The 24,771-nt window shown below is 49.8% G+C and carries 20 protein-coding genes; 8 read left to right on the top strand and 12 right to left on the bottom strand.

Going from position 1 to position 24,771, the window contains the following annotated elements:
- Positions 1-303 precede the first annotated feature (303 nt).
- On the top strand, positions 304-669 hold the full coding sequence (locus ACR0MP_RS21085) for an integrase core domain-containing protein (protein WP_170737373.1): 366 nt from the start codon (positions 304-306) through the stop codon (positions 667-669).
- 266 nt (positions 670-935) lie between these two features.
- On the opposite strand, the gene ACR0MP_RS21080 is transcribed toward ACR0MP_RS21085, so the two are convergent.
- Positions 936-1,610 carry a sugar transferase gene (locus tag ACR0MP_RS21080; RefSeq protein ID WP_170737371.1) on the bottom strand — a complete coding sequence of 225 codons (675 nt, stop codon included), beginning with the start codon at positions 1,608-1,610 and terminating at the stop codon, positions 936-938.
- Positions 1,611-2,569: 959 nt separating this feature from the next.
- Between ACR0MP_RS21080 and ACR0MP_RS21075 the strand changes: the two genes are divergently transcribed.
- On the top strand, positions 2,570-5,182 hold the full coding sequence (locus ACR0MP_RS21075; RefSeq protein ID WP_480887814.1) for a right-handed parallel beta-helix repeat-containing protein: 2,613 nt from the start codon (positions 2,570-2,572) through the stop codon (positions 5,180-5,182).
- A 201-nt stretch (positions 5,183-5,383) separates the two neighbouring features.
- Positions 5,384-5,668 carry a PqqD family peptide modification chaperone gene (locus tag ACR0MP_RS21070; protein ID WP_170737364.1) on the top strand — a complete coding sequence of 95 codons (285 nt, stop codon included), beginning with the start codon at positions 5,384-5,386 and terminating at the stop codon, positions 5,666-5,668.
- Between the two features lie 7 nt (positions 5,669-5,675).
- Here the strand turns inward: ACR0MP_RS21070 and ACR0MP_RS21065 are convergent, their stop codons facing one another.
- Complete coding sequence (locus tag ACR0MP_RS21065) at positions 5,676-7,487, bottom strand: ABC transporter ATP-binding protein (protein ID WP_170737362.1); 1,812 nt, start codon at positions 7,485-7,487, stop codon at positions 5,676-5,678.
- Positions 7,488-7,783: 296 nt separating this feature from the next.
- Positions 7,784-9,682 (bottom strand): asparagine synthetase B family protein, encoded by a 1,899-nt coding sequence (locus ACR0MP_RS21060; RefSeq protein WP_480887819.1) that lies wholly within the window; start codon positions 9,680-9,682, stop codon positions 7,784-7,786.
- Between the two features lie 90 nt (positions 9,683-9,772).
- Here ACR0MP_RS21060 and ACR0MP_RS21055 point away from each other — a divergent pair, with 90 nt between their 5' ends.
- Positions 9,773-10,219 carry a lasso peptide biosynthesis B2 protein gene (locus tag ACR0MP_RS21055; protein ID WP_480762300.1) on the top strand — a complete coding sequence of 149 codons (447 nt, stop codon included), beginning with the start codon at positions 9,773-9,775 and terminating at the stop codon, positions 10,217-10,219.
- 479 nt (positions 10,220-10,698) lie between these two features.
- Here the strand turns inward: ACR0MP_RS21055 and ACR0MP_RS21050 are convergent, their stop codons facing one another.
- Both ACR0MP_RS21050 and ACR0MP_RS21045 read right to left on the bottom strand, forming a co-directional pair.
- Positions 10,699-10,896, bottom strand: a complete 198-nt coding sequence (locus ACR0MP_RS21050) for a hypothetical protein (RefSeq protein ID WP_170737356.1) — start codon at positions 10,894-10,896, stop codon at positions 10,699-10,701.
- Between the two features lie 321 nt (positions 10,897-11,217).
- Positions 11,218-11,742 (bottom strand): class I SAM-dependent methyltransferase, encoded by a 525-nt coding sequence (locus ACR0MP_RS21045; RefSeq protein ID WP_170515600.1) that lies wholly within the window; start codon positions 11,740-11,742, stop codon positions 11,218-11,220.
- 489 nt (positions 11,743-12,231) lie between these two features.
- Here ACR0MP_RS21045 and ACR0MP_RS21040 point away from each other — a divergent pair, with 489 nt between their 5' ends.
- The gene (locus ACR0MP_RS21040; protein WP_480762297.1) at positions 12,232-13,512 is read left to right on the top strand and encodes an O-antigen ligase family protein; all 1,281 of its coding nucleotides are present in this window, start codon (positions 12,232-12,234) and stop codon (positions 13,510-13,512) included.
- On the opposite strand, the gene ACR0MP_RS21035 is transcribed toward ACR0MP_RS21040, so the two are convergent.
- The gene (locus ACR0MP_RS21035; RefSeq protein WP_170515605.1) at positions 13,499-13,861 is read right to left on the bottom strand and encodes a VanZ family protein; all 363 of its coding nucleotides are present in this window, start codon (positions 13,859-13,861) and stop codon (positions 13,499-13,501) included. The two genes, ACR0MP_RS21040 and ACR0MP_RS21035, sit on opposite strands and share 14 nt — an antisense overlap.
- A 294-nt stretch (positions 13,862-14,155) precedes the next feature.
- Between ACR0MP_RS21035 and ACR0MP_RS21030 the strand changes: the two genes are divergently transcribed.
- Positions 14,156-16,474 carry a GumC family protein gene (locus ACR0MP_RS21030; protein ID WP_480762293.1) on the top strand — a complete coding sequence of 773 codons (2,319 nt, stop codon included), beginning with the start codon at positions 14,156-14,158 and terminating at the stop codon, positions 16,472-16,474.
- Between the two features lie 355 nt (positions 16,475-16,829).
- On the opposite strand, the gene ACR0MP_RS21025 is transcribed toward ACR0MP_RS21030, so the two are convergent.
- A complete protein-coding gene (locus ACR0MP_RS21025) occupies positions 16,830-17,150 on the bottom strand; it encodes a hypothetical protein (protein ID WP_480887822.1) in 321 nt (106 codons plus the stop codon).
- Positions 17,151-17,546: 396 nt separating this feature from the next.
- On the opposite strand from ACR0MP_RS21025, the gene ACR0MP_RS21020 reads away from it, so the two are divergent.
- Positions 17,547-18,692 (top strand): glycosyltransferase family 4 protein, encoded by a 1,146-nt coding sequence (locus ACR0MP_RS21020; RefSeq protein ID WP_170737350.1) that lies wholly within the window; start codon positions 17,547-17,549, stop codon positions 18,690-18,692.
- 87 nt (positions 18,693-18,779) lie between these two features.
- Here the strand turns inward: ACR0MP_RS21020 and ACR0MP_RS21015 are convergent, their stop codons facing one another.
- The 4 genes from ACR0MP_RS21015 to ACR0MP_RS21000 all read right to left on the bottom strand — a co-directional run bounded on the left by ACR0MP_RS21015 (position 18,780) and on the right by ACR0MP_RS21000 (position 22,465).
- On the bottom strand, positions 18,780-19,094 hold the full coding sequence (locus ACR0MP_RS21015) for a hypothetical protein (protein ID WP_170737348.1): 315 nt from the start codon (positions 19,092-19,094) through the stop codon (positions 18,780-18,782).
- A 163-nt stretch (positions 19,095-19,257) separates the two neighbouring features.
- A complete protein-coding gene (locus tag ACR0MP_RS21010; protein ID WP_480762285.1) occupies positions 19,258-20,616 on the bottom strand; it encodes a hypothetical protein in 1,359 nt (452 codons plus the stop codon).
- Between the two features lie 46 nt (positions 20,617-20,662).
- Complete coding sequence (locus ACR0MP_RS21005) at positions 20,663-21,355, bottom strand: polysaccharide biosynthesis/export family protein (RefSeq protein WP_480893897.1); 693 nt, start codon at positions 21,353-21,355, stop codon at positions 20,663-20,665.
- Between the two features lie 126 nt (positions 21,356-21,481).
- The gene (locus ACR0MP_RS21000) at positions 21,482-22,465 is read right to left on the bottom strand and encodes a glycosyltransferase family 2 protein (RefSeq protein WP_170737340.1); all 984 of its coding nucleotides are present in this window, start codon (positions 22,463-22,465) and stop codon (positions 21,482-21,484) included.
- 502 nt (positions 22,466-22,967) lie between these two features.
- Here ACR0MP_RS21000 and ACR0MP_RS20995 point away from each other — a divergent pair.
- A complete protein-coding gene (locus ACR0MP_RS20995) occupies positions 22,968-24,143 on the top strand; it encodes a glycosyltransferase family 61 protein (RefSeq protein WP_170737338.1) in 1,176 nt (391 codons plus the stop codon).
- Between the two features lie 95 nt (positions 24,144-24,238).
- On the opposite strand, the gene ACR0MP_RS20990 is transcribed toward ACR0MP_RS20995, so the two are convergent.
- On the bottom strand, positions 24,239-24,771 hold a 533-nt coding region (locus ACR0MP_RS20990; protein ID WP_480762279.1), incomplete at its 5' end, for a malectin domain-containing carbohydrate-binding protein.

The following is a 24,771-nucleotide window of genomic DNA, read 5'->3' as shown; positions in this document are numbered from 1 at the left end:
CCCGATGAACTCGCTCTTTTGAGCATGATGAGTTCGAGTTATGCTGCGTCGGAAGCGTAGCGGTATGGCATTATGTCGTCCAGCCGAGTGATTTTATGGCTGGCGATTATCTGACGTCTGGGATTTTCTGATAGGTTTAGGGGTTTGAGTTACGAAAGATTTCTGGTTCATCGAAGCCTATATGGAGTGCAGATTAATAAGAAACCCGGACCATCGAAGCGCGCTGCTGACAAGTTGGTTATTCTCGACGATTACAGCCGCTAATCGTCGATTGGGAGATTTGCACCACGATGAAGGCACGCGATGCAACAGATACACGTGGATGCTTCAGGCCGCGATAACGCGACCGTCGCGCACAAACCGCGACTGCTCAGTGAAAATGGCTTATCTTACGTGGCCACTGATCTGGTCAAATACCTCGACGACAATGGTATGGATCGTGTTCATGGTGCAGCGTATCACACTCCGACCCAGAGCAAGATCAAGCGTTGGCCCCAGATCATGAAGATCCGGGTTTTGCTGGAAAACTACTTCCTGCTCGGTGACCTCGAACAGCGGATTGGCACCTTCGTCAACCACTACAACAACCATCGCTACCACGAGAGTCTGACTAACTTGACCCCGGTCGATATCTATCGCGGCCGCAACGCGAAAGTCCTGAAAATGTAAGCAGAGATCAAAAAAACGGACAATCCGAAAACGCCGGTTGCAGCACCAAGCCGCTGCCGCTTAGATGGAGAAGAAATCAAACCAGAGCCTCGGCTAAGAAATGGCCTCAGCTTTCGGAGAAACTTTGACGATGAACACCTTACTCTGGGGTTAAAGGAATTAATGTGACAGCAACAATGCCATTCATGCGGATATCAACAGGCATGTGTTCAGAAACCGATTTGAGATATTGAACGTCGGCAATCAAATACAACCAAACAACCTCGTTATCGCGCCCCGTGAGAAGTAAGGATAACGCGTGCTGTCAAAAGAAGTACTTTGAGATCAAGCCACCAATTCATATTGCGCACATAGAATACATCATGTTTTGTCTTCTCGCGCACCATTTCCTCAGAATCCGTATAGCCCTGCGTCACCTGCGCGTAACCCGTGATGCCTGGCCGCACGGTTCCCCGCACGTGGTAGTCAGGCATCGCCTTGTAATAGGTTTGAGCAAATTCAAACATTTCGGGACGCGGCCCGATCAGACTCATTTGCCCCATGATAACGTTCAGAAGCTGTGGGACTTCGTCCAAACGCGTCATTCGCATAAAGCGACCGAATGGTGTTATCCGCCACTCCTCCAGCCCATCAAATGGGCCGCGCTTGACGGAGCTTTCTTCGGGCAGCATCGTGCGAAATTTGACCATCTTGAACTTGCACTGATCCTTACCCATACGCGTTTGACAATAGAACAGGGGCCCTGGGTTCCAGAAGATATTCAATACGGAAACAACAATACAAAGGGCCGCAAAGATCGGCATTGCCGCAATGCTCACGATGATGTCGGCAACGCGCTTAGACGCAAAGTAAACGGCTTTGCCTCTATTTGTGGTGTTATTAATTGTTGATTTAAAATGCCAGCTTCCACTGGCAGCAGTGTCATCAGTCAAACCGGTCATACTCAAAACCTCGTACTAACTTAACCCAAGATACGCTGAAAATCAGCGAAGCAACTCACTATTTTACGGCTGAAAGCCCCCAGTACCCTTATAGCTCAAATACCATCAAGAATGTATCCATTTTTACTCGTAATGTGCAAACGGCACTCACACGAGAATCTGTATACCACACTCTCACTACACTGTCGTTAGGTAAAGTATTGTTAGAATTATGAGCAACATATTTTTGACAAATTTCGACCAGACCGCCCGTAAGGCAGAACAATACGGCAAAATTTACTCGATTGATGACCTCAAGGCCCATTCATTGAGCGCTTGGTTAAGTTGAAAGACGGCATTTCTCATTGCGATATTGTGTCGGATGACTGAGGTGCTCGCGCGACCATACTTACAGGTTCGGCGATACAGAGATGCGCTGGCACTCACCACAAAAAAGAGCCAAAGCTGCCGTGCTATTGCTCTGGCCCGAACGGCCAATCTACACCGCTTTGACGAGCTTGAGTGGAAAATGGGCAGGCTCGCGCTGAAATTATCATTGTCATAAGCGAAATTTCTCCGGTTTTTGATTGCCTGCCCTAGGGTCATGTTGTGCTGACCTTGCCTCATATTTAAGACTTCTTTTCGCCACCGAAAAACCGGAGTTTCGCCCACCAAGGGCCAATAACAACCGGCATACATTTGAATATGAGTAAGAGAGCAGGGAGCAGACGTAAGAAACATTGCAGAGCCGAGGCTCCGCGCTTCCGGGCGGATCTATATTCGCGCGCATTTGAAGCGAGTCCTTCTGTTCAAACGCGATGTCGATCAAATCCCTGGCGGTACATAGTTCGTCAAGACAGCGCGGTTGGCGCTAATCCACAAATGCCACTCACATGAACACCAAGGGGCCCTGACTAAGATCATTCGAAACTCTTTTGCATCGCATGATCGCTGCCCACAAATGTAGACAGGTTACCAGAATGACGATAATCCACTCATCCGACCTAGGCTGGACCGAAGGCCAGGACATCTCCAAAGAGTTTGCTGCACTGGCGAAAACGTTCAAGCCAGGCGATACATTTGTCTTCGACCACATGTATGACATCTCCGGAAACGGCATACAGCTGCCCGACAATTTCACGCTTGCCGGGGGAGCGCCGGGGGCGGGTATCAATGTGATCGATACCGCCTCAAATTCGAACCCGCTGATCGAATTGGGGAATGCTAATACCCTTGTTGATTTAACCGTTACGCACAGCAATGCCCCTCAAACAAGGACAGATTCGACTAATCCGAAGTCAGGTGTCGACTATCATAACAAAGTCACTATTGTTGCTGAAAACAAAGACGACGTAAAAGTTCTGAACAGTTACTTCGAAGGTAACGTCGGGATTCAGCTCGACATCCGGGGGGGCGATAACCTTCTGGTCGAGAATACAGAATTTAATGGTGGTTTCTACCAATTGCGGCTTGGAGGAGACCTCAGCGGCCCCACTATCCAAAACTCATTGTTTCAGAATTCCCTGGGGGATGGCATCAAAACTGTCCCAGGTGGTAACGGAACTGGTGTCTCCGAAGCGACAGTTATTGGTTCTGTTTTTCTCAATAATGGCAGAGATGGAATCGACACCACCGGAGGGTTTGCAGACTCGCTTGTTACGGGCACTTACTTCGTCGGCAACGGCGTGTCCGGAATGGACATCAAATCAATCTATGATTCATCTGATGACCTTATGGGAAACCGGAATGACGGCATCCTCATTACGGATTCTGAGTTTATTAACAACACCAATGCCGTTGTTGTCACAACTGAGGATAGAGGTTCGTATCTGAATACGAGTAATGCTCAACAATACGCCGCTCAGAATATTGCCATAGAAAACTCCGTCATTGAGAATACTTCGTCGAATTACTCTAGTCGCATGCTGTTGGTGAAAGACGGATATAATGTACATTGGAGTGATGTAAGCCTTCTGGGTTTGGTGCATGAATCCAGAGAAATTTCAAACCTTAATATAGGGTTACCTCAGAACGTCTCCGGTACGGGCGTAACAGAAGGTGAAACCCGCGGACAGGCTGGCGACGCCTACTATCAGAACTTGGCGGGGCCAGATTGGTCGAACATCTCTTATCCGGTTGATGGGACGCCAACACCACCGGAAACTACTCAGCCTGGTCCGGGTGAGGTCGAATCGGGTGTCGATGAACCGGTTGTAGAGGAGCCGATCAAGAGCGATCCTGTTGAGGACGATCCGGCACCTGTCGAAGCGAGCAACTATCTCGATATCTTCCTCGCTTACACTGACACCGATCAAACGGTATCGCAGCTTGGTGACGGTTCGAGTGTTGATGGCAGCCTCACGGATGGCCGTCCGCTGACCATCGTTGCCACCTCGCAGGACGGCGCGCCGCAGATCGGCAGCGTGAAGCTTACAGTAGATGGCGTTGGTTCCCGTGTGGAAAATGTGGAACCTTATGCCCTCTTCGGAGACGACGGCAAAGGCGACTTCTTTGGTGGACAGAAACTAACCGAGGGAACTTATAGCGCTGAACTCGTCGTGTTTGATGGTCAAAAGGGCTCGGGCAGCGTGCTTGAAACTGTTACATTCGAATTCACTGTTGGTGACACAGGCTCGGCACCGGTTGTAGAAGATCCCATCGTTGAGGATCCGGTGGTAGAAGATCCTATCGCTGAGGATCCGGTGGTAGAAGATCCGGTTGAAGTGGTTGCACCTGAGGAAAATCTAGCGCCGGACGCAACCCCACAGGAACCCTACAGCCAACTTCTGGATCTCCAGTTGATTGACACCAGCACAGACACGTTTCTGACAGACCTCTACCAGGGTGCCAAGCTCTCCAGCAGCGACCTCTCTGGTAAAACAGTTACGCTGTCGGCCGAGGCACTCAACCCAAACGTCAACATTGGCAGCGTAAGGCTTGAATTGGACGGACAGTATAGTCGGGTAGAGAACGTTGAGCCCTATGCCTTGTTCGGGGACAACGGCAAAGGTAATTTCTTTGGTGGAAAGCAGCTCTCTGACGGGGCCCATTCCATTACTCTTACCGTGTACTCAGACAAAAACGGCAAGGGGTCGGTCCTTGAGAAGGTAACGGTGGAATTCGAAGTCGGAGATTATGACAGCGTTCTCATTGACGGAAGCGCACATATTGTTTCGAGCTACTCCGAGGCGCAGGATGAAGGAGTCGCGACGGTTTCCATAGATCAAAGCGCAATCGAGCTTGAAGGTAGTGCTTGGAAATCATTGGCTATCAATGAGGATATCACGGAGGCGACAGTTCTTGAGTTTGATTTCAAGAGCGATGCTGAAGGTGAAATTCAAGGTATTGGATTCGTCAACGAGGATGGCGAACTGGAAACCACGTTTTTCCAACTCGACGGGTCGCAGACCCTTGGCGTTCAGGACTTCAATGATGGCTATGAGACAGGATCGGGCTATACTTCCTATTCAATTCCCGTAGGTCAGTATTTCACCGGCTCTGTGCAACAGCTTGTTTTGGTAAACGATGACGATGCCAACCTCGCCGCGATGAGCACATTCGACAACATCAGCTTGATAGATGCTATTGTCTAAGGCATTGGGGCTGGATTAATTTCCAGCCCCTGCTATCACTGGCGCAGTAAACGCGGACCATTCTGGAGCGCGCGATCCGGAGCATGTAACTTTCTCATTCGACAAACACTTTTCAAAGCCCGTTGCCCGCTAACCAGTTCCGGGAGGGGCAGCTTCCAGAATTGTCCTGTTGGGAAGGCGTTTAGTACGAGGTATGAAATTATGACCATCACAATAGAAAGTGTCATTACGATGGACAGAACTTTGGCAACGACGAAAGTCGGGGACGAGACGGTTATTTTCGACGACGAAAGTGGGACGTATGTTGGCCTGAATGAGGTCGGAACAGTCATTATTGAGGAACTCAGCGAGCCTAAATCAGTATCCTCGCTGGTTGATACCCTAATATCTACATATGACGTTGATCAGAATATTTGCCTGGAAAACGTTATCTCATTCCTTGACGACATGCTTGAAGCGAAGCTTATCTCGATCAAAGCAGCTTGACTCTCTTTTACGATGTCAGTTCCTCAGAGAACGTGTTGTCGGCCAGAAGTTCATCATATGTAACCTTTCTGGCCAATCGACCCTTCTCCAGAACGAGAACATAATCGCAATCTTTCAAAGTGCTGATCCGATGCGCAATCATGATGATTGTTTTGTCACCTGAAAGCGCATTTATCTCTTTCATCAACTCTCGCTCTGTGGCGTTGTCCAGAGCGCTGGTCGCCTCATCAAATACGAGTATCTCGGGATTGTGATAGAGGGCGCGGGCAATCCCTATTCTTTGCCGCTGGCCCCCGGAAATGCGGACGCCGCGTTCACCCACATGCGTGTCGAATCCTTCGGGCATCTGTGTCTCGATAAATTCGAGCAGCTGGGCCGACGTTGCCGCTTTGCGCACAGCCTCATTGTCAATTTCATCCTTGGGGATGCCCAGTGCGATATTCTCGCTAACTGAAGCATCCACCAGAAACACTTCTTGGGGGACATATCCGACACTTGCTTGCCACTGACGCACACGACTAGGAGTCAGGTCTTTGTCATCTATGACAATACGACCGTCCGTCGCCGGCAGTAGGCCAAGAAAAACGTCTACGAGTGTCGTCTTACCAGCGCCGGTGGTTCCAACCACGCCGACCGTCTGGCCACGGTCTATACCGAATGTCAGATCTTTGAGTCCACCTTCGTCTGAGCCTGGGTACTGATAGTTTAGGCTTATGAAGTTGACACTTTTTGTAAGACCTAAAGGTGTCACGTGGGATTTTGGAAAGTCGGTCGACTCGGTGGGTAGGTTTAGGTCATCGTAGATAGCGTTCACGGCCGCCTCTCCGAACCTAAGGGAAGAAATAGATGAGTACATAGTTTGCATGGTTGGAAGCATTCGATACCCGGCAAACGCATAAAGGCCCAATATCGGCAGGATATCTGCAACTGTTTCACTTCCTGGACCGCCATTGCGTGCTACTAAAACCAATGTCAGGATAATAATTCCGCCGAACGCTAGGGCTTCAAGTCCAAATTTGGGCACTTGCCGAAGAGTTAAACTTAGAGCACGAATTTTTGCCTGTCGTGCGGCGGCATTTGCAAATTCTGCTACGTAGCTTTGTTCCCGCCCGAGAAGCTTAATCTGTTTTACTCCATTGAACGCCTCAACAACTATCTTAAAGCGTGCTTGGTTTGCCTGGAGAACGTCGTCCCCCATACGCGAAATCATAGCTTTGAGGCTATAATAAAGTAAAAAATAACATCCTCCGAAAGCCAATACAGAAATAATTGTTGTAGTTGGTTCTGCCCACAGAAGAAATGAGGCGATCAAAAAAAATGTCATTAGGCTGTTTATTATTTCAGTGGCTGGTCTGAAAGCGTTGGCTACTACTTGAGCACTTTCGTTGAGTATATATGTGCCGAGCTGACCTGTATGCCGGTTCAAAAAAAACTCGTAAGGCTGGCGCAGATAAACGGATAAGAGCCGAAGAGAGAGGCTGTATTCTCTCATGGATATCCAGCGGTTTAAGGCATATGCTGTGACGCTCCTCAAAATACCCACTGCTATCAGCATGCACACAAATGCGACACCAACCATCGTGATAAACGAGTCTACGGTCCGAAAGTCAAAGAGGACGTAAAAGTAATTTGCGATCGGGTTTGTCTTGACTAGGTCTGGGTTGCCCAGCAACGATAGGAATGGCATGATTGTCGCAACACCGATCATGTCGCCAACACCCTTTACAATGATCAAGCACAGCAAGAGCAAACCGGATTTGCGTTCTCTTGGCGTCAGCATCCGGAGAGCTTTTTGAAATGTTGTTAATTTTTGGGACATAACTTCCAGCTTAGTAAATGAATTTAGCTAGCCTAGTCTGGCGATCAACTCCACCTGAGTGGTTCGACCTAATTGTTAGTTCATGACCGACTTTAGGTCTATAGGGGTAATGACCTCTAGAGAACAACGGGTGCTGGATTAGGGTCCTAAGAAGCCACTTTGTAGCGCGTATAGCGCCAATAGAACGCCATCGCAGGGCACTGATCGTGCACGCTTCAGTGGCTCAACTGGATGGCAGTGTTCGTATGATACCATGCAAGTCAAATCTGACAGGCCGCTGTCTCAGCACGACACAGTTACGGTTTTTTAGAGATCGAGCGGTTTCTTTGTTCAAGGTACCAGATTCTAATAGACAACGAGAGGCGCCTGAATAGCAGTGTCTCCTCTTTGCCGAGAGGGCCTTGGGATTTTCGGATTACTTCTCTAACTTTTGGCATATCAAGCCATGAACTCTCTCCATCAAACATCCCGACGCGCTCATACTCCAATAGAGCCTTCCAATAGTCCAACCGGCGTTTGGAGCGCAGCGCTTCATTGGCGACGTCATATTTCTGCAAATCGTCGGGAAGCACGTCCTTAGTCGCGTGCCGGGCTAAAAACCGGGGCTTCCCATCCGCAAAAAGAAGTTCATTGGGAACACCCAGGATAAACTCCATAATGCGGCGATCCATCAGAGGATATCGATATTGGATACCGAACCTGGATGACCACGCGGCCCATGTATCCGCCCTTTCGGCCAAATGACCGTAAAGCTGGAGATGCGCCAAATACACTTTAGGGTTCGCTGGTTCGGGCAGTTCCTGACCATACCACCAGGTCTTCAAACTGGGGTCGCTTTTCAGAAATATTGGATGGATAAAGGATGCGGGCTCACCAAAATTCGGGTCCTGCGTCAATCGTCGCTTCAACCATTCAGGCATCAGCGGCAGCAGACCGTGATAGTAAAGACTGCGCAGAAGGATTTTGGGCTTTCTACGGCCACCGGATACGATTCTTAGAACCCGAAAAGCCTCAGCAAACCTGAACCGTTTCAAGCAATATGGTAGATAAAATCTCCCCATCGTAGAAAACGCCTCATCTCCGCCCCAGCCGGAAAGAAGGATGCGAACGCCATCGTGGGATGCCTGAGAGAGAATGCCGGCCTCTTGAGTTAGGTCTGCGAATCCCTCAATTTCGAATTCCCGCTGATGGAACGCTTCCAGTTCTTTGTAATCCTGACTGCCGAAACGTATCGAAATACCTGAGCTCTCGCATATGCGATTGATATTATGACGTTCGTCAACCTTACCCTTGTCTGGAAAATCGTCTGAAAAATCAGGTGCCCAAGCGTAAGCTGACACCAAAGATCGATCTTGCGATCTGAGCGCTTTTGCCGACAACGCTGTTACTGCCCCAGAATCTATTCCACCGCTCAAATGCGCACCCACGGGCAGTTTGGTATCAATATTATCTTCCATCACTTCAGTAAGAAGATCGGTCAGTTCTTGAACACAATCTTGTGCCGAACGCCCGTGGGCCGTCTTGACATCATGTGGATTCCACCAGCGTTTTTGTTTTTGCCCAGATTGGTCAACAGTCATGTAACAGCCGGGATCAACGAAATTTATTCCTTTAATGAGCGTCTTTGTCGGCAGCCAGGCAACTTCGCGCACCATAAACCGCAGCAGGATGTCCTGATCAATCTCACGACTTATGTCATCAAACTCCAAAAGGGCGGCAATGTCCGTGGAAAATGTAAAGCTGTTGTCTCTGCGGGCCCAATAAAGCGGGCGTTTACCAATATGGTCCCGCGCCAGAAACAGCTCTTGGGTCTCGGGATTAAACACCGCAAAGGCATAGTCACCGAACAGGAAATCCGGACTGCGTTGCCCCCATTTCAGATAGGCGCTTCTGATCAGTTCAAAATCGGTTAGGCCGTTCTCTGACGATGGTAGCGGCTCCAATTCGGCCGCCAAATCTTCGCCCGCATCGATGATAGCATCTGCCGTCAGAATACAGCCATTGCGTTCCAGTTCTAAACCATCAGACTGCCCGGCCTTGACGCCGAAATACTGAAGGCCAAATGCAAAATTTTCTCCGTAAACGGTGGATTTACCATCGGGCCCATAGTCGGATAATGTCTTGAAGGCCCTGTCGAATTGGGACCTGTCAAGCGATCGTCCGCTGTATTCAATTCGACCAAGGATTGCGCTCATAGTTTTCTCAATAACTACAGATCATCTCAAACTGGACGCTAGCGACAAATTTGGGATGACTGAACCCACCATCTGTGCGAAGTACTGAAAATGTCGCGATTTTCCCAGTTCATATCTTTACCTGCTCAAAAGAAACGCATCGTTTTCGAGGCATTTTTTCGACTTTGCCAAGCCTGGATTTTGGTGAGGTGTTTTCCGTTTAAAAAATGGAAAGGGCGTCTGGGGACATCCTCACCTGGCGAAGTGTTTCCCGCAGAGATTGAAATAACGTTGGAAATCAGGTTGGTCCGTAAGGCTATCAATCAACTGAACCGCATATTTGGCGGCGTATTCACGTGTTTGATGGTCGGGATGGCAGGACAAGATATGTTGCGGCGAAGGGGGGTCAGCTCATCTCTGGTATTTGGCGTGAACACAGGTCGTTCCGAAGCCAAAGAAGACATGCACGCGCATGCCTGGCTTTGCGTGGGACATGAAGTGTTGCTAGGGGAAGATCAGCGAAAAAGATATTCACCTGTTGTTAGCTACAAAAGCTGACAACAGGCTACCTGTTAATTCCAAGGCAGAAATGTCTTGGAATTTTTTTTAAAGTCGCTCAGGAGCCTTGGGGGCCGCCAATGCCAAAGCAGTACAATTCAATTTCCCGGCGAAGAGTAAGAGGGCCGCTAAGTGTCTTTTCAACGTCAAGCGTTTTCAGCTTAGGGGCTTCCCAGGTTTTAAGTTTTTTGGCCACTATTCCGTTCCTTTAAATCGTTAACCTTCCCCTTTTTACCAGCAAATTTGAACCGAAGCAATACAGTTGGTACAGGCACAGGACCGATGTGCGCGAAGCGCTACAGTCTTGCGTTTCAAGCCTTTTTTGCGCAAAATCGGAAACAATCTTGTGCGCTCGATCGGGTTTTGTTTCCTTGGGAGATGGGCCCATCATAAGCGTGTAAAGCGGAGATACCTACTTATTCACCCAGCGCTCAAGAATCGGCGCCATATTTCACAAACCGCGTTCAATGAGCCTTGAATCAGGTAAATTTCTCACTGTGGTTCTGTGTGTTGTTCATATCCCGAAACGCCCATTGCAAAACAGCGAGCACAAATATGGTGGCGGCACCGATCAGTGTGCCCCACATTAGACCTGATATGAAACCGAACGACAAACCAAACCACATGGCAAAAGTGGCTGCCCATCCCACCACAACGCCAATGAGAAATGTGGCCATTTTTTAGCTTGTCCTTTTTTGAACGTTATTGCACCACTCGCCTTAATAACAAGTTAACAGCCTTTTAGACGCTTATGCTACAATAATTGTCCCGAACGGTGGAGTTCTGCCTATCTATGTTGAGATGGATCATAACACGTAAAAGGAAACCAGGCATCAGTCACTTTTACTTGAAGATGTATTCAATCACACCGATAGGTATACCCGATTTGTCCCTGACTGGTTTGAACTCTCTGAAAACGCTCAACCAGAAGGTAGTGGTATCCTTCTCCGTGACAGATCCATGGTCCAAAATGTCGCCAAATTTCACATACGCTCGGCTTAACTACTGGAGTGTATAATTCCGAAATCACCTAGTAACGAGCGAACCGGGTCGCCATCGGGCATCAGGCGCTCAAAATGGATCGGAGATTGCGCGTTCAGCACCTTGCCATCTCGATAGGCTGATGCAATCTCCTGATCGGACAGGATCGTCACTTGTTCAGGCAAGTGAAGATTGGCGTAATATACCTGCATCACAAGCTGCAGCCGCAATGGCGCAAGCTGCACGTTATAGGGGGCAAGCTCCCACGACCGCTCCAGACTGTCACGCATGGCATCGATATCACCAGCGCGGGCTTGGGCCTGTGCCAGATACGTCCAGCCAGAGGCGTTTGCGGGGTCAAGACGAAGAGACCGATTGATTAGGTCCAGCGCTTTCCGGGTTCGCGCCCCTTGTTCCTCTATACTAATGACCATCGCATCACCGGTGGCCGGATCATAAGTCAGGTCAAGCTCGTTGAGAAAGCTGTACGCAAGTTCGAGCAGGTATTCCGATTTGTCGTAATGGGCGGCGGCGTTGGGCACTCTCCAATTACCTCCCACGTTTTTATCTCGTGCGTTGCTATTGAAGGCAGGACTGGTTTCGAACACCATCGCAAAATTCATAATCGCGCCAATCAGGACAGCGACACAAAAAATGCGCACCAAAATTTTTCCCATTGTCACACCTGGCACATTAAAGATCGCAATACTTAGTGTAGGCGCCAGTTCTCCTGCCTGTCTATTGGGCTGCAGCTCTGTTTTGCGATTTGGGGTCAATCGGTGCAGATGTATCCTCGCCGCAACGTTTGCCCGCATAGCGTATCGCCGGGGCTTTTGTCACAGATCTGCTGAGATAGTCTCGCAATTCCGAGGAAACGTGGTGCTATGAAAACACGTGAACGATTCTCTATTTTTCAATGGGCTATCCTATGGGCGCTTATGGGGTGCGTATTACTTGCAGCTGTGCCCCTGGGAGCGAACCGGCCGGTATCATGGTCGCTGTTGTCCCTTGCCATCCTGGTGATTTTCGTAATGCAGGTGCTTGTTGACAGCATCCAGCGCCTGCCCAAACAAGTTAGGGGGCTGTGGTTGCCTGCCGCTCTGTTCCTGGGCGCGGTTATTTGGGGCTGTATCCAGCTTCTTCCCGGGCTTCCGGCCCCTCAAACACATCCAGTCTGGACTGCCTTGGGCGATATACCCGGCTACATCTCGGCTGATCCCGGACAGGGGCGGCAGATTATCATGCGTTATCTGTGTTACACGATGATCTTCTGGATCGCATTCCGTGCCTCTGTGGCCACGGCTCGCGTGGAAATGATGCTCAGGATTATTGCCATCACTTCAACCGCATTCGCGATCTACGGCCTTTATACAATGGCAACCGGGTATAATCCTGTTTTGGGCGACGGCGAGCAGGTGCTGGTTGTGACCTCAACGTTTGTCAACCGCAATAACTATGCCACCTATGCGGTTTTTGGGTTTCTGGCAAATATTGCAGCCTATCTGCACTTCGTTAGCCGTGCGCCGGTCAACAACGATAGTTGGCAAAGCTTTCTGCGTGATATGCTGGAGGGGTTCTTTAGCGGTGCATGGATCTATGCCCTTGGCGCCCTTTTGTGTCTAGGGGCGTTGACTCTGACACAGTCCCGCGCAGGAGGGCTTGCAGGACTTGTGGGGCTGTGCGTGTTTTTGGTGTCATGGAAAGGTGGAGGACGGCGGTGGAACCCGTGGCTCTTAGTGGTTGTGGTGGCCGTGGTCGGGTTTGTCATTCTTACAAGCGCGACAGGCATGATTGACAGAATCCTAACGACAGAGGCAGGAAACGCTCGCTTTCTGATTTATCCTGAAGTCGTCAGGGCAATCATGGATCGCCCGGCTTTGGGCCATGGGCTAGGGTCGTTTCATGATGTTTTTCGCCAATATGTACCCGCGGAAGCGGCCATTGGCGAATGGGTCAGAGCGCACAACTCATACCTGGAGAACATGTTCGAGTTTGGCATTCCCGCCGCGATTGCCTTTTATCTGGCGCTTCTGATCATCGCCCTGCGCATTTACCGCGGAACCGTAAACCGCCACCGAAACCGAGTGTTCCCCTGCTTTGCGCTCGCCGTCATTGCAACGGCAGCCACTCATTCTCTCTTTGATTTCAGCTTGCAGATCCCCGCCGTTGCAGCATTGTTTGCAGTCATCCTTGCAATGGGGTGGGCCCAGAGTTTTTCGACACGGAATCCGCGGACAGGCAGAGCCACACAAAAACCCGCCACTCCGTCACAGACATCCACAGACCAAATGGCCACGTCTACAGTCGAATAGTCCGTTTGAAATTCAGCAAAACCCTGAAAAAGACCCAGGCCAATCCCACGCCGATCAAATTTCCGGCAAGATCTAGCACGGAAAAAGTACGCCCGGGCAAGGCAATCTGGACGACCTCAAGTGCCACTGCAAGGATGACCATCAAAACAGCCACGCGGGCGGCGGCTTCCACCCAGCCTAAATGGCAGGCCGAACCGAGGAAGAAGAAGGCCACCAAATGCACAAGGAAGCTTGAAATCGGCGTCGGGGCCACAAGCACTGTTTCCCCGCCCAAACACACCCACACCAATGCCAGAAAAACGACAATGGTGAAGACACGGACAACGCTCTCGATAAATTCAATTTTCACAATCCGCACTCTCTAACACCCAAATTCGAACAGGAAAGCCTGGGCATCGCCTTCTTTTAGACAACGTCTGCACATTATTTCAACGTGATATGAATACAATATTCAGACGCTTGTCAGTCTCGGCAAGTAAAAAAGCTGATGCCTTAAGGTGGATATAGGCTGTAGAAAATGCATATAAGTGGGCCAATATAGTACAGATAACCGGTTTCCGGCGCATTTTGGTGCGCGCTGGTGAAGGCGCGTGTTTAGAGTTTTTTACGGTTGTAAATTGGTTCTAGTTCAGGTGTGTATAAAGTGAATAAGTCAGCTCAGCCATTAGTCCTGTCGAACCCGGTGAACACGGCCAAACCACGGAACAACCCCTTGGACAACATCGACGACACGATTGATATTCGCGGGCTTGTTTCAAAGTTTTGGCATGGCAAGTGGATCATAGCGATCTGCCTGCTGATTGCCTATGTGCTTGGCTATCTCTCGATATCCCAGATCGTACCCACATACCGGGCAACAGCAACGGTAATGTTTGATGTCCAGCAAAGCAACGTCATCGAAAGTATCCTGAACGAAGAAGGTATTGATCGGGGCAATTTGGAAGATCAGATAATGATCCTGTCCTCAACCAACCTGATCGAACGCGTAGTGGATGACTTAAATCTGGACAACAATCCCGAATTCAACCCGACTTTGAGTGAACCAATACCCAGCTTGCTGGAACGTGTTGGAAGCTATATTTCGCTCCCCCCCGAGATTACCGATATCATGAAGGATCTCGGTCTGATCGCCCCCCCTCCGCCCCCGATCACCGATCCCGAAGCGCGTCAACTCGCGCGGGAAGAACGCCTGCGTGTGTTAATTGTGCGCAATGTGTTGAGGGGCTTAGACTTGGCTCCCTTGGGCAATTCCAATGTTCTGGGCATTTCCTATGTTTCGACCAACCGGAACACCGCAGCAGATATCGCCAATGCCATAGCAAATCAGTATATTGTCGACCAGCTTGAGGCAAAGCTTGAAGCAACACAGGCTGCTACAGGCTGGCTCAGTGTCCGAGTCGATGAACTGCAGGCCAATGTGGAAACTGCAGAAAACAAAGTCGAAGCCGCCCGTGCAGCCCTTGCCGCCGAACAGGGTCAGAGCCTTGACATCACCCAACAGCAGCTGGCTGCGCTCAACGCCGCGTTGGTAGGGGCGCAAAGTGACACCACGCGCATTCTAGCGGAGTATAACCGGCTGGAAGCCGCATTGGCAGACCCGGATGGTTTGGACACGATTTCGACATTTCGAGCGTCACCAATGATCTCGCAGATCAGACGGCAGGAATCTGAACTTGCTGCACAGGTTCTCACACTGAATGCATCTGTCTCACAGGACAACCCATCCTTGCAGCTCGCCAAGCGGCAACTCGCAGATGTACGCGAACAAATCCGCGAACAAGTCCTCGAGGAAGCTACCAAAATCGTGGCAGCCACTCAAAACGACCTTATCGCAGCACAGGAGCGGGAAGCTGTCCTCATAGCGCAGGTGCGTGAGTTGGAGCAGAAAGCCTTCAGCCAGGCTGCGGATGAGGTGGCACTGCGCCAACTGGAGCGGGAGGCGCAGGCTAGCAGGGTTCTCTATGATAACTTTCTGGCTCGGCTACAGCAATCAGACGTGCAAGAAGATTTGCAAACCGCAGATGCCCGCATTTTGTCCCCAGCAGAGGTTCCCCTCTTTGCACAATCACAACAGCAGCGCCGCACGATGCTACTAACCCTGTTTCTGGGCGGGGCGATCGGAGTTGGTATCGTTTTCTTGCTTGACTTCCTGAACAACACCTTCCGTTCGCCGGCACAGTTGGAGGAGATGTCTGGAATAACAGTTCTTGGCACATTGCCATCGATCGGCTCACGGATGAAACGCCAAGCCCTATTGGATAATTTACGGAACAAACCCAATTCCTCGCTGGCGGAATCCGTCCGAAACCTTCGAACCAGCATCCTCCTGTCAAATGTGGATAATCCGCCAAAAGTGTTAATGTTCACCTCCAGCGTCCCGCAAGAAGGTAAGACCTCAAGCGCAATGCTAACGGCAATGACCAGCCGCCAGATGGGAAAAACGTCAATTATAGTTGATTGCGATCTGCGCATGCCCGCTTTGGCGCACATGCTCCAAGACACCGATGAACGTCCCGGATTATTATCGGTAGTCGATGGGACAACCCCGATCAATGAAGCGATTTACACCGAACCTACCTCAGGCGTCCACGTACTCACAGTCCGAGAAGGCGAACGTCTTGGAACAGTCAATGCCGCTGATGTTCTGTCCTCTAAACGCTTTGAGAAACTTATCGAAGTCCTGAGTTCGAACTATGATATGGTGATCCTTGATGCGCCACCGGCCTTGATCGTAGCTGACGCGCGGATTCTGTCAAAGCTGGTGGATACGATTATTTATGCGGTGCGATGGGACAAAACCCCACGCGGTGCTGTGCTGGAGGGCTTAAAGGAAATGCGATCTGTAGATGCCCCGATTGCTGGTGTTGTAATGACGATGGTAAACGAGGCACGGGCCTCGAAATACGCATATGACGGGTATAATTATTACAAAGGAAAATACCGAGATTACTATATCTCGTGACAAAATGTACGCTTGCCTTTCCGGTCTGTAAGGGCGCTCCTGGTACGGTGGCGACCTCGACAAAACCTACCCCTGTACAGCCTATCATTATAGTCATATTGCTCAGGCTACTAACCCAGCCCCCTGAAATCAGGCCGACGAGATATTAGTGATCCTTCTAAACAATGGGTACAATATGCAACGTAGATTTTCAAACGAACAGATCAAATTCTCCAGACCCCACAAGATCAACAAACTGCAAAGTAGCTGATGATGAAGCCGATGAAACGACAAGGATTTATCCCCAAGGAGCTCATCACAAACAAGCTTCGGTCTTACGGCGGCGCCAAGCGCGAAATTGCACTGGCCTTGACTGCTAATTGCATGAAAGGTTGAATAACTGCGCTGAAAATAATCGCCTGCCGTATCGAAAGCAGGAACGAACGATACAGGGCCAGATCAGGTCACCCCTAGGTCCCAAATACGTTGAAGAAGCGGAACATCGTCGTGGGCAGGTTCCAGAAATACTCATAGGAATGACCCGTGCTGTCATTAGTATTTTCGTTGCGGCATAGATAACAAGCGGTGTGTCGGCCTTATGGGCTTCGACAAAGAGTATGTCCTTATTGGCTCCATAACACGAGCCGGCTGAGGCCATCAACAAATGCCTCACCTCATGCTGGCGCACTGTATCCATAACGTTGAAAGCGCCTACGACATTATCGTCGAAACAAGAGTTAGGATTTTCGAGGGTGTAGCACCCTTCGGCACGTCTGGCCCATCGCGGTTTGTTCAGAATAAGGCATGCTCAAAATAATTCGTAGGTCTGCGCTATACTGAATCCATCGTCTACTTTGATCGGACGGCACGCGGGCTACCTTGGCAATGCCTTCGCGGGATGGGGAATGGCTCGAAACCCATAACCATAAGCAGCTCAAATCCGCCCTTGGCGACGAGCTACTAGCCATGGTCTATTGACCGAGAAGAAACGAAGCCTGCCCCGCTCATCAGATGCAAAGGGTAGCTTAAAGTACATCGAAACTCATCTAAAGACTGGGGAGTAGCTCAACATAATTGAGCGGAAAAGAGTTGGATGAAAAAGCCAGTAATTTCTATTGTCTACAACAGTTCCAGACATATTGCTCAGTCACGTATGCGTCTTATCGCTGAAATTCAGACTGCTGGGTATGATGTCTGTGTCTTGTCTCCAAAAGATGAAAGCACTGATTACTTAACAGATCATGGAATAAGGCACTATCCAATAGGTATGAGCCAATATGGATTAAACCCTCTTTCCGAGATACGATGTGCGTTGCAAATCGAAAAACTATTGAAAGAAATCAAACCCGTCGCCTCTCTGCACTACACCGTAAAGCCAAATATCTTCGGAAATTTTGCCGCCAAGCGGGCCGGGCTTCCGGTCATAAACAACGTAGCAGGTGCAGGGCAGGTATTTTCTGGCAAGAGTACGATGTTGAGGTCGCTTGTACTTTGGCTATACCGAAGAGGACTGCGGCACTCGTCTCGAGTTTTCTTTCAAAACTTCGACGACATGAAAATGTTTGTTAACAAAAAGGTCGTTGCAAAGGAACTCGCGCAGAGAATCCCCGGAAGCGGGGTCGATTTGGAACGGTTCTCGGTCAAACCTTTCCGAAACGGAGCAATCAGATTTATTTTTGTTGGACGCATGCTGAAGGAAAAAGGCGTACGAGAACTTCTAGAGGCTATTCAAAGCTTTTTGGGGCAACCCGATCGAAAAAACCGAGCTGAGTTTCATTTTGTTGGCGAGCATCTTAATCATAGCTCATATGTGGATTTTTCTATTTTAAATAAAATGGTAAAAAAAGGTCAGGTGGTGTACCATGGCGCTGTTAAGCCTGAAGAAATAGATCAATTGCTGGCGAGTTCGCACTGTTTAGTTTTGCCTTCATATTATGGTGAAGGTGTACCTCGGGTTTTGTTGGAAGCCTGCGCGGTAGGGCGCCCAATCATCACAACCGACAATGTAGGTTGTCGTGATGTTGTTGATGATGAAGTCAATGGATTTATGGTAGAGCCCCGTGATGTAAACTCTTTGCTCATTGCTTTAGAAAGATTTTGCGATTTAGATGACGAAAAATTTATGCAGATGTCCGTTCAAGCAAGGGCAAAAGTAGAACGGGAGTTCGACGAAAATATTGTCCTAAGAGAGTATTTAGATGCAATTTCCGCAGTCGTGGGAGAACAAAAAAACCGATAGCTACCGCCGCGCTCGCCCCCTATCCTCCACCGTTGACCAAAACAGACAAAGAGCAACGTTGGGACGAGTCTTTCTGCATCGCTGACTCTAACTGGGGCTTACATCATCCTTGCATCTGTTGCGCTTCTTCTTGTGGTGTCCAGTATTTTTCGACTGTTCTAGATTGTATTCGGCATCCATGAGCTTGTTCTGCATCGTGTAGTAATACGGGTGATGTCTTTTATGCTTTGACAGCCATATTTTCAGGTCGGCGGTGATTTTCTCCCAATCGGATGATCTATAGGAATCGTATATTTCGTCTTTGTAGTGGTAGCATCCAACGGTGTCCGCATGAGCGGTTGAAATAATCGACGCGGGCCATACAAAAATGCCAGCTAATGCAACGGCTTTAAAGGTTGGCATGAACAATCCTCACTAATTACAAGCTAAATAATAGCGGCTTCACCTTTGGAAGTCTATTTGAAGGAGGTGTCCTCGAGCTTTGTATTCAAAGCTGTCAGCACACAGTCAAATGTAACCCATGCCTCCGCTAGCCTCCTGATCCGACAAAAGTAAGTAAGGTCGATCAGGGCGAAAAGCTGAAGGATCTTTCCAACCCGACAAAGAGGGTTGTACGGGATCGGTTTTCCTCATTGTCTTCGGTCTCGAAAGTATGCGCAATCCCGCTCTCAAGCGCCCAATCCCGGGTCAGGTCATGGCGGTACACCAATTCAACATCAAGTCGCTGACCATCGTTGTTACCGTCACCCAGTTCGTTGCGGTCGAAAAAATCGACGCTGATCCCAAAGCTGGAAAGGCTGTTGATCTCCTGATCGTATGCGGCACGCAGAGAGGTATTGATATCTTCGTTGTCATCTTCGTCGACCACAACTCGTTGACTTAAACCAAAGCTCAGTTGGGCGGCCGGTAACTCATATATGTAGTCAATCTCTACTAACGGATCTGATCCAACCGCATCGGTGCCTGTCACCCCTAGTGACACGGCTAGAGCACCGCGGGGCAGGTCCATGTCCCGACTTACGCTCAGGAAAGACCGCCGACCGTCGACGTTCGCAAAGACCTCTGATGCATAGCGCAACCCAATGGTGCCGTTGGGTAGCGCTCGCGTGAACTCGATCTCGCCACTAATGCCATCGTCGTCCCGCTCTGTCCCGCCGGTCCGTTCAATTCGGTCGTGGCTCAGCTCGGCATCCACTGTCAGGACGGAACTCAACTCAAGTTCGGTCGCCAACCCAAGGCGTCTGGTTTTGCGGTTTGTACCGTCTACGGCTTCAGTGGTGAAGTTATTGTAGCCGGCTGTCAAACCCAATGTTATACGCGGGTTGATCCGGAAATCGACCTGACCAGAGATATCATTCTGTGTGCTGTCACTGAGGCCGGGGTCGTCGGTATCCCTAAATCTGATCTCGTTATAATCCCAGTCGAAACTGGCCCCCAGCGGCCCCTCCTCGCCGACGGCCCCGCCCAAAGCGAAACCATAGCTGACCCGTGTACCGCTATCCTGATTGATGATACTACTGTCCTGATCGAAATCCTCGTCAGAGAACGTCGAGTCGGTATCAGATTCGCGATACCGTGCATCCGCTCCGAAAAAGGCATTACGAGTTGTCCTGTCGTAGGAAAGCGTCGCAAATGTGTTCGTGAAGTCGAAGCTGTTCGGATTATCCTCGCGAAATTCTTCAATATCAGTTCCAAGATTTAGCGAAAAGCGCTGGATGTTCGTGACACTTTCCAAACCAAAGTCCAGAACGGTGCGCCCATAAAAATCAGAAGTGCCATCGACATCCAGATCTGGATTGTCGCTGTACTCCAAGCGCTGCGAAACATCGAAGGTCGCAAGGAGTCCTGAAGGGGATTCCTCTGCAGAAGGCACACCCTGTGCGTGAACTACAACTCCGGCACAGCAAATGAGGGTGACAGCCACCGCCCCTCGCTGCACGGTAAAACTTTTTTTCTTTTGCGCGGGTCGGTTATTCGAACAAACGCCGTTCCGGGACCAGAATAACATCACCATCCTTAAGCTCGATATCTGTTGTTACAGCTCCGTTTGCCAGAGCCTTATAGTTAAGAATTGTTACTCGCTGGACACGCGTGCGCGGATCGGTTCGGCGCAACTGGATACGCTTGATTGCTGCAAAACGCGAAACACCACCGCTGACAGCCACTGCCTGCAGTAGGGTCGTGCCCCTTTCAACCTGGATCACTCCAGGGTTGTTCACTTCTCCAACAAAATAGACATCAATTGTCGGGCCGGTTGTAGTTTGTGTCGTTGCGTTGAGGTCCAGAAACGGTTGCACACCGACAAAAACTGTTGGAGGGGAAGTGAAATTGGAGCTGAGCCCCTGGCGCAATGAGGTCTGCACCTGACTTACGGTCTGTCTGCCCGCTCGGACGGTACCTACAAATGGGAAGGTGATCTGCCCATTGGGTAAAACAGTAACCGCCCGGTTAAGGCTAGGATCTTCCAGCACTTCGATTTGTAGCACATCGCCCGGTCTGATGCGGTAGTCACCCTGCGCATTGGCCGTCACTGCACTGATCAACAAAACCACAACAAAGGAGATCAGATTAAAAAATTTCATAGTAGACGCCTCCATCGCCTTTAACGGAAGTTGTCGCAAAATTGCTTCGGCAAAACAATCCGCAAGGCAATGAGGCGCCAAAATCAACGTATCAATGTATTGATTTCATCACGGTTTTGGCGTTTGATCAGTTTTCTGACGCTTTTGGGAACAATCAATTCCGACGGCCTCATATTGAATGCATCTCCGCGCGCTCATCATTTCAAGCTATCCCGCAGAGAGAACCTCAAGTTGGTTGCACGTAAACTCAATTGTTTCTTCATAGAGGCTTTTCAGTTGTGGGTCGCTAAGCCAATCTTTCATCAGTTTGTTTTTATGTGTCACATAGCGAAGCACAGACCGGTCTTCTTCGTGATTCAGATTCAGGCGGTTGAAGTATGAATCGGTCCCATAGGTAGCCTGGTTCCTGTTTACATCGCCCTTATAACGTTTCAGTTGGCACAGTTCTCGTGTGCGGACCGAATAATGGTTGATTTGAGCTGTTTTGCTTTGTGCGCCATGATGCCGAACGGACTCTATTACGCTGTCAAAGGAAGCATTTTGGGGAAATACTAGAATTTTACCATCGCAGTAGTATTTCAGCTTCTGTAAGCGATACGGACCAAAGCGAGCGCGTGGCCTCCGCACCCTCGTTAGCGCAACACTCATTTCAAAGTTATGGTGTTCCCTGACAAGGGCCTTGAAGTAAGAGTTCTGAGGGTCTTCTCGCTGAGCGGATTGAAAGAGCTTTTCGGTAATCGGCGGATCAACAAACCCAGAAATGCCACTATCGCCGAAGATGCGCCAGCGCACCGGAATCCGGTGGCAACCTTTGCCTGCTTCAACTAGCGCCTTCACAGTACCATCACCGATATTGACTACCAAAAACTCATCGGCGTCGAGCGGCATAAGCCACTCGCATTGCCGCATGACCGGGAGATTCTGCAGCGCAAAATAGGCATCCATCTGGATTGTACGCTGATATGGACCCGGATTATCAATATGGACCAAGAGACCCAAGTCTTGCATGCGGTCCAAAATCTGGTCAGTTCCGTCGGAGCAATCGTTACTGGCCACAGCGATTTCGTCAAAACCCAGTACCTTGTTATGCGCGACCCATTCGATCAACCACGGGCCTTCATCTTTGACAGTACCAATCAATCCAACAGTCCCGGATCGAACGGGCGGAGGAAATGGATCAAAGAAATTCATTGTGTCCGGTCTCAAAAGAAAACGCTAGTTTTTAGTTCTGCGCTTGATTGGTGCCCTAGTGGCGCGATGGTGGGCAGGATTTGAATGCTTCGCCCGACCCTTGGTTTGGGCGAAGGTGGCTTTCGCTGGTTAGAAACCCTGTGCCGCGCGACAGTGGCCCAGATGGAGTAATGTGTTTATCATAGCCAAAACGTTATTGTTAAAATGCCTTTAGATCAACACAATGCACATGCATTACTACTACTCATGGAAGTTTTTGTTAAAGCCCGGATGATTGGTTCAGATACATCGGGCGAGCCTTTGACCGACGCTGGGTTCCGCAGCTCGGCGGATCGTCGAGATGGAGGCTGTTGGAATGACTATCTTAAGAGAACCCTTCGTTCAGTGGTCGTTTACCGTCGTACGTGCACATTTTGCGCCCGAATATCGATGGATATGGATATCTTACCCCTTTTTATGAGTTATTATGCATTCCAAAGCTTTGAAGCTCGGATCAACGTTTATGACAAATTTTAAGTCTCCTCTGGCGCTGATGCGCCAAACAATGCCAACCCGATACAGACAGCTGAAACGACTGAAGTTAACAGCTGATGGCATCTTCACTGATGCCTGGATGATGGATCAGCAAATTCCAATGCAGTCGCTCAATCGAACGCTGTTTGATTACGATGTGGTGTTTTTCGGCGACCACCAGATTTATGCCCCGGTCTTGCCTGAGAACAATCCATGTAGCAACTACAGGCAACTGAGCTTGCATTACACACCGCAGGCCATACCCCGCCCGTACTATTTTCATATCGAGAGCGCGGGCGTGAACCTGCCTCATATCGTGGACCCCGTCAGACCCAACCGAGTCATCATGGAAACTTTAGCCGACCCAACACCGACAGTTGAGGGCAAACACTGGCGGTTCAATTCTGCTGGCCGACGAAGAGCGTTTAAACACGCGCGCGAAGGCGAGTGTGACTTTGAAGAGGCTTACATCTTTTCAATGCAATGGTGGAGAAATTACTATCATTTTCTAGTGGATTGCTGCGCCACATATCTTCAACTAAGAGGCTGCGGAGCGATTACACCCAACACCAAAATTCTAACCTATGGCGTCCCCTGGGACTGGCAACGGGAGTATCTTAAAATTCTAGGGGTCAACCCGGATGACTTTATCGATATTACGGATCGGTGCGTCAAAGTCCGGCGGCTATTGATCGGATCGCCAACGCGATATCGTTTTGCCCTTTCAAGAAACGCAATTGAAAATTTGAGGAATTTTGTTCTGGATGCAGTTGCGCCCGACCGCTCAGAGCCGTTCAAAAAAATCTACGTCACAAGGCGTTTGGCAGACCAGCGCCGGATATTGAACAACGACGAAGTCTCCGCATTTCTACAGGACCGCGGCTTTGAGATTGTCGAGGCAGAGAAACTCTCTGTACATGAACAAATTAAGCTGTTCTCCGAAGTCAAAACTATTGTTGCGCCCCATGGTGCCGGCCTGACCAACATGATCTTTTGCGACAGGCCCGACGTTATAGAATTTTTTGCCGAAGACGTGTTTGATCGGGGATATTTCATAACACTGACAAACATTCTTGGCGGCAAACACACGCCGCTGGTGTTTGAGCCGCAAAACGCTTTGAACGATTACTATGTCGACGTCAATCAGTTGAAAGCTCAGATCTAGCCAGCCTTTCCGCACCTTGTCGCCATTGGCTCACCGGGACGACAGTTGCCGACATCGGCGGGAAGTAATCCGGGCTCTATGACTGACGCGCCAGTTTATACAAATGCAAATTCATCAGCGCCGGTATCGAGTTGAACAATCTCGACTCCATTGATCAGCGGGTTTTCGATGACACGCTGGAAGTCGATATCGATGGTGCCATCGGACACCTCTCCGATCCACTCGAACATACCGCCATTGCCCTTGCCCAGAGTACCTGCAAGATCAAGGTCATCAAGGAAGAGCTGATCTTCGACCAGTACATCAAACTGCCGGACACCTGGGTTATAGTAGCTTTCACCCATAAAGAGACGGACTGCATAAGTGCCAGATTCTAGCGTGCCATCGCCAAACTCAAGGCCCATTTCCGAGCCACTTGACGGATCCCAGCGCTCCTGTCTGAACAGGTCCGTCGGAACTTCTGTCGCATCCACTCCGGAATCCAGAGAAGAGACATTGCCGGTGTAGATGTTCGTGGGCCCGCCCACAACGGCTGACGCATCTGCGATCCAATCCCCTCCGCCGTCAACAGCCGTCACATTGGAACTGCCCGCATTCCACCGATACAAAATCGTGCTACCACCCGGTG

The organism is Ruegeria sp. K3, from assembly GCF_056531845.1.
Note: the sequence above shows the minus strand (reverse complement) of the source record. Positions and strands in the feature narration are given on the sequence as shown.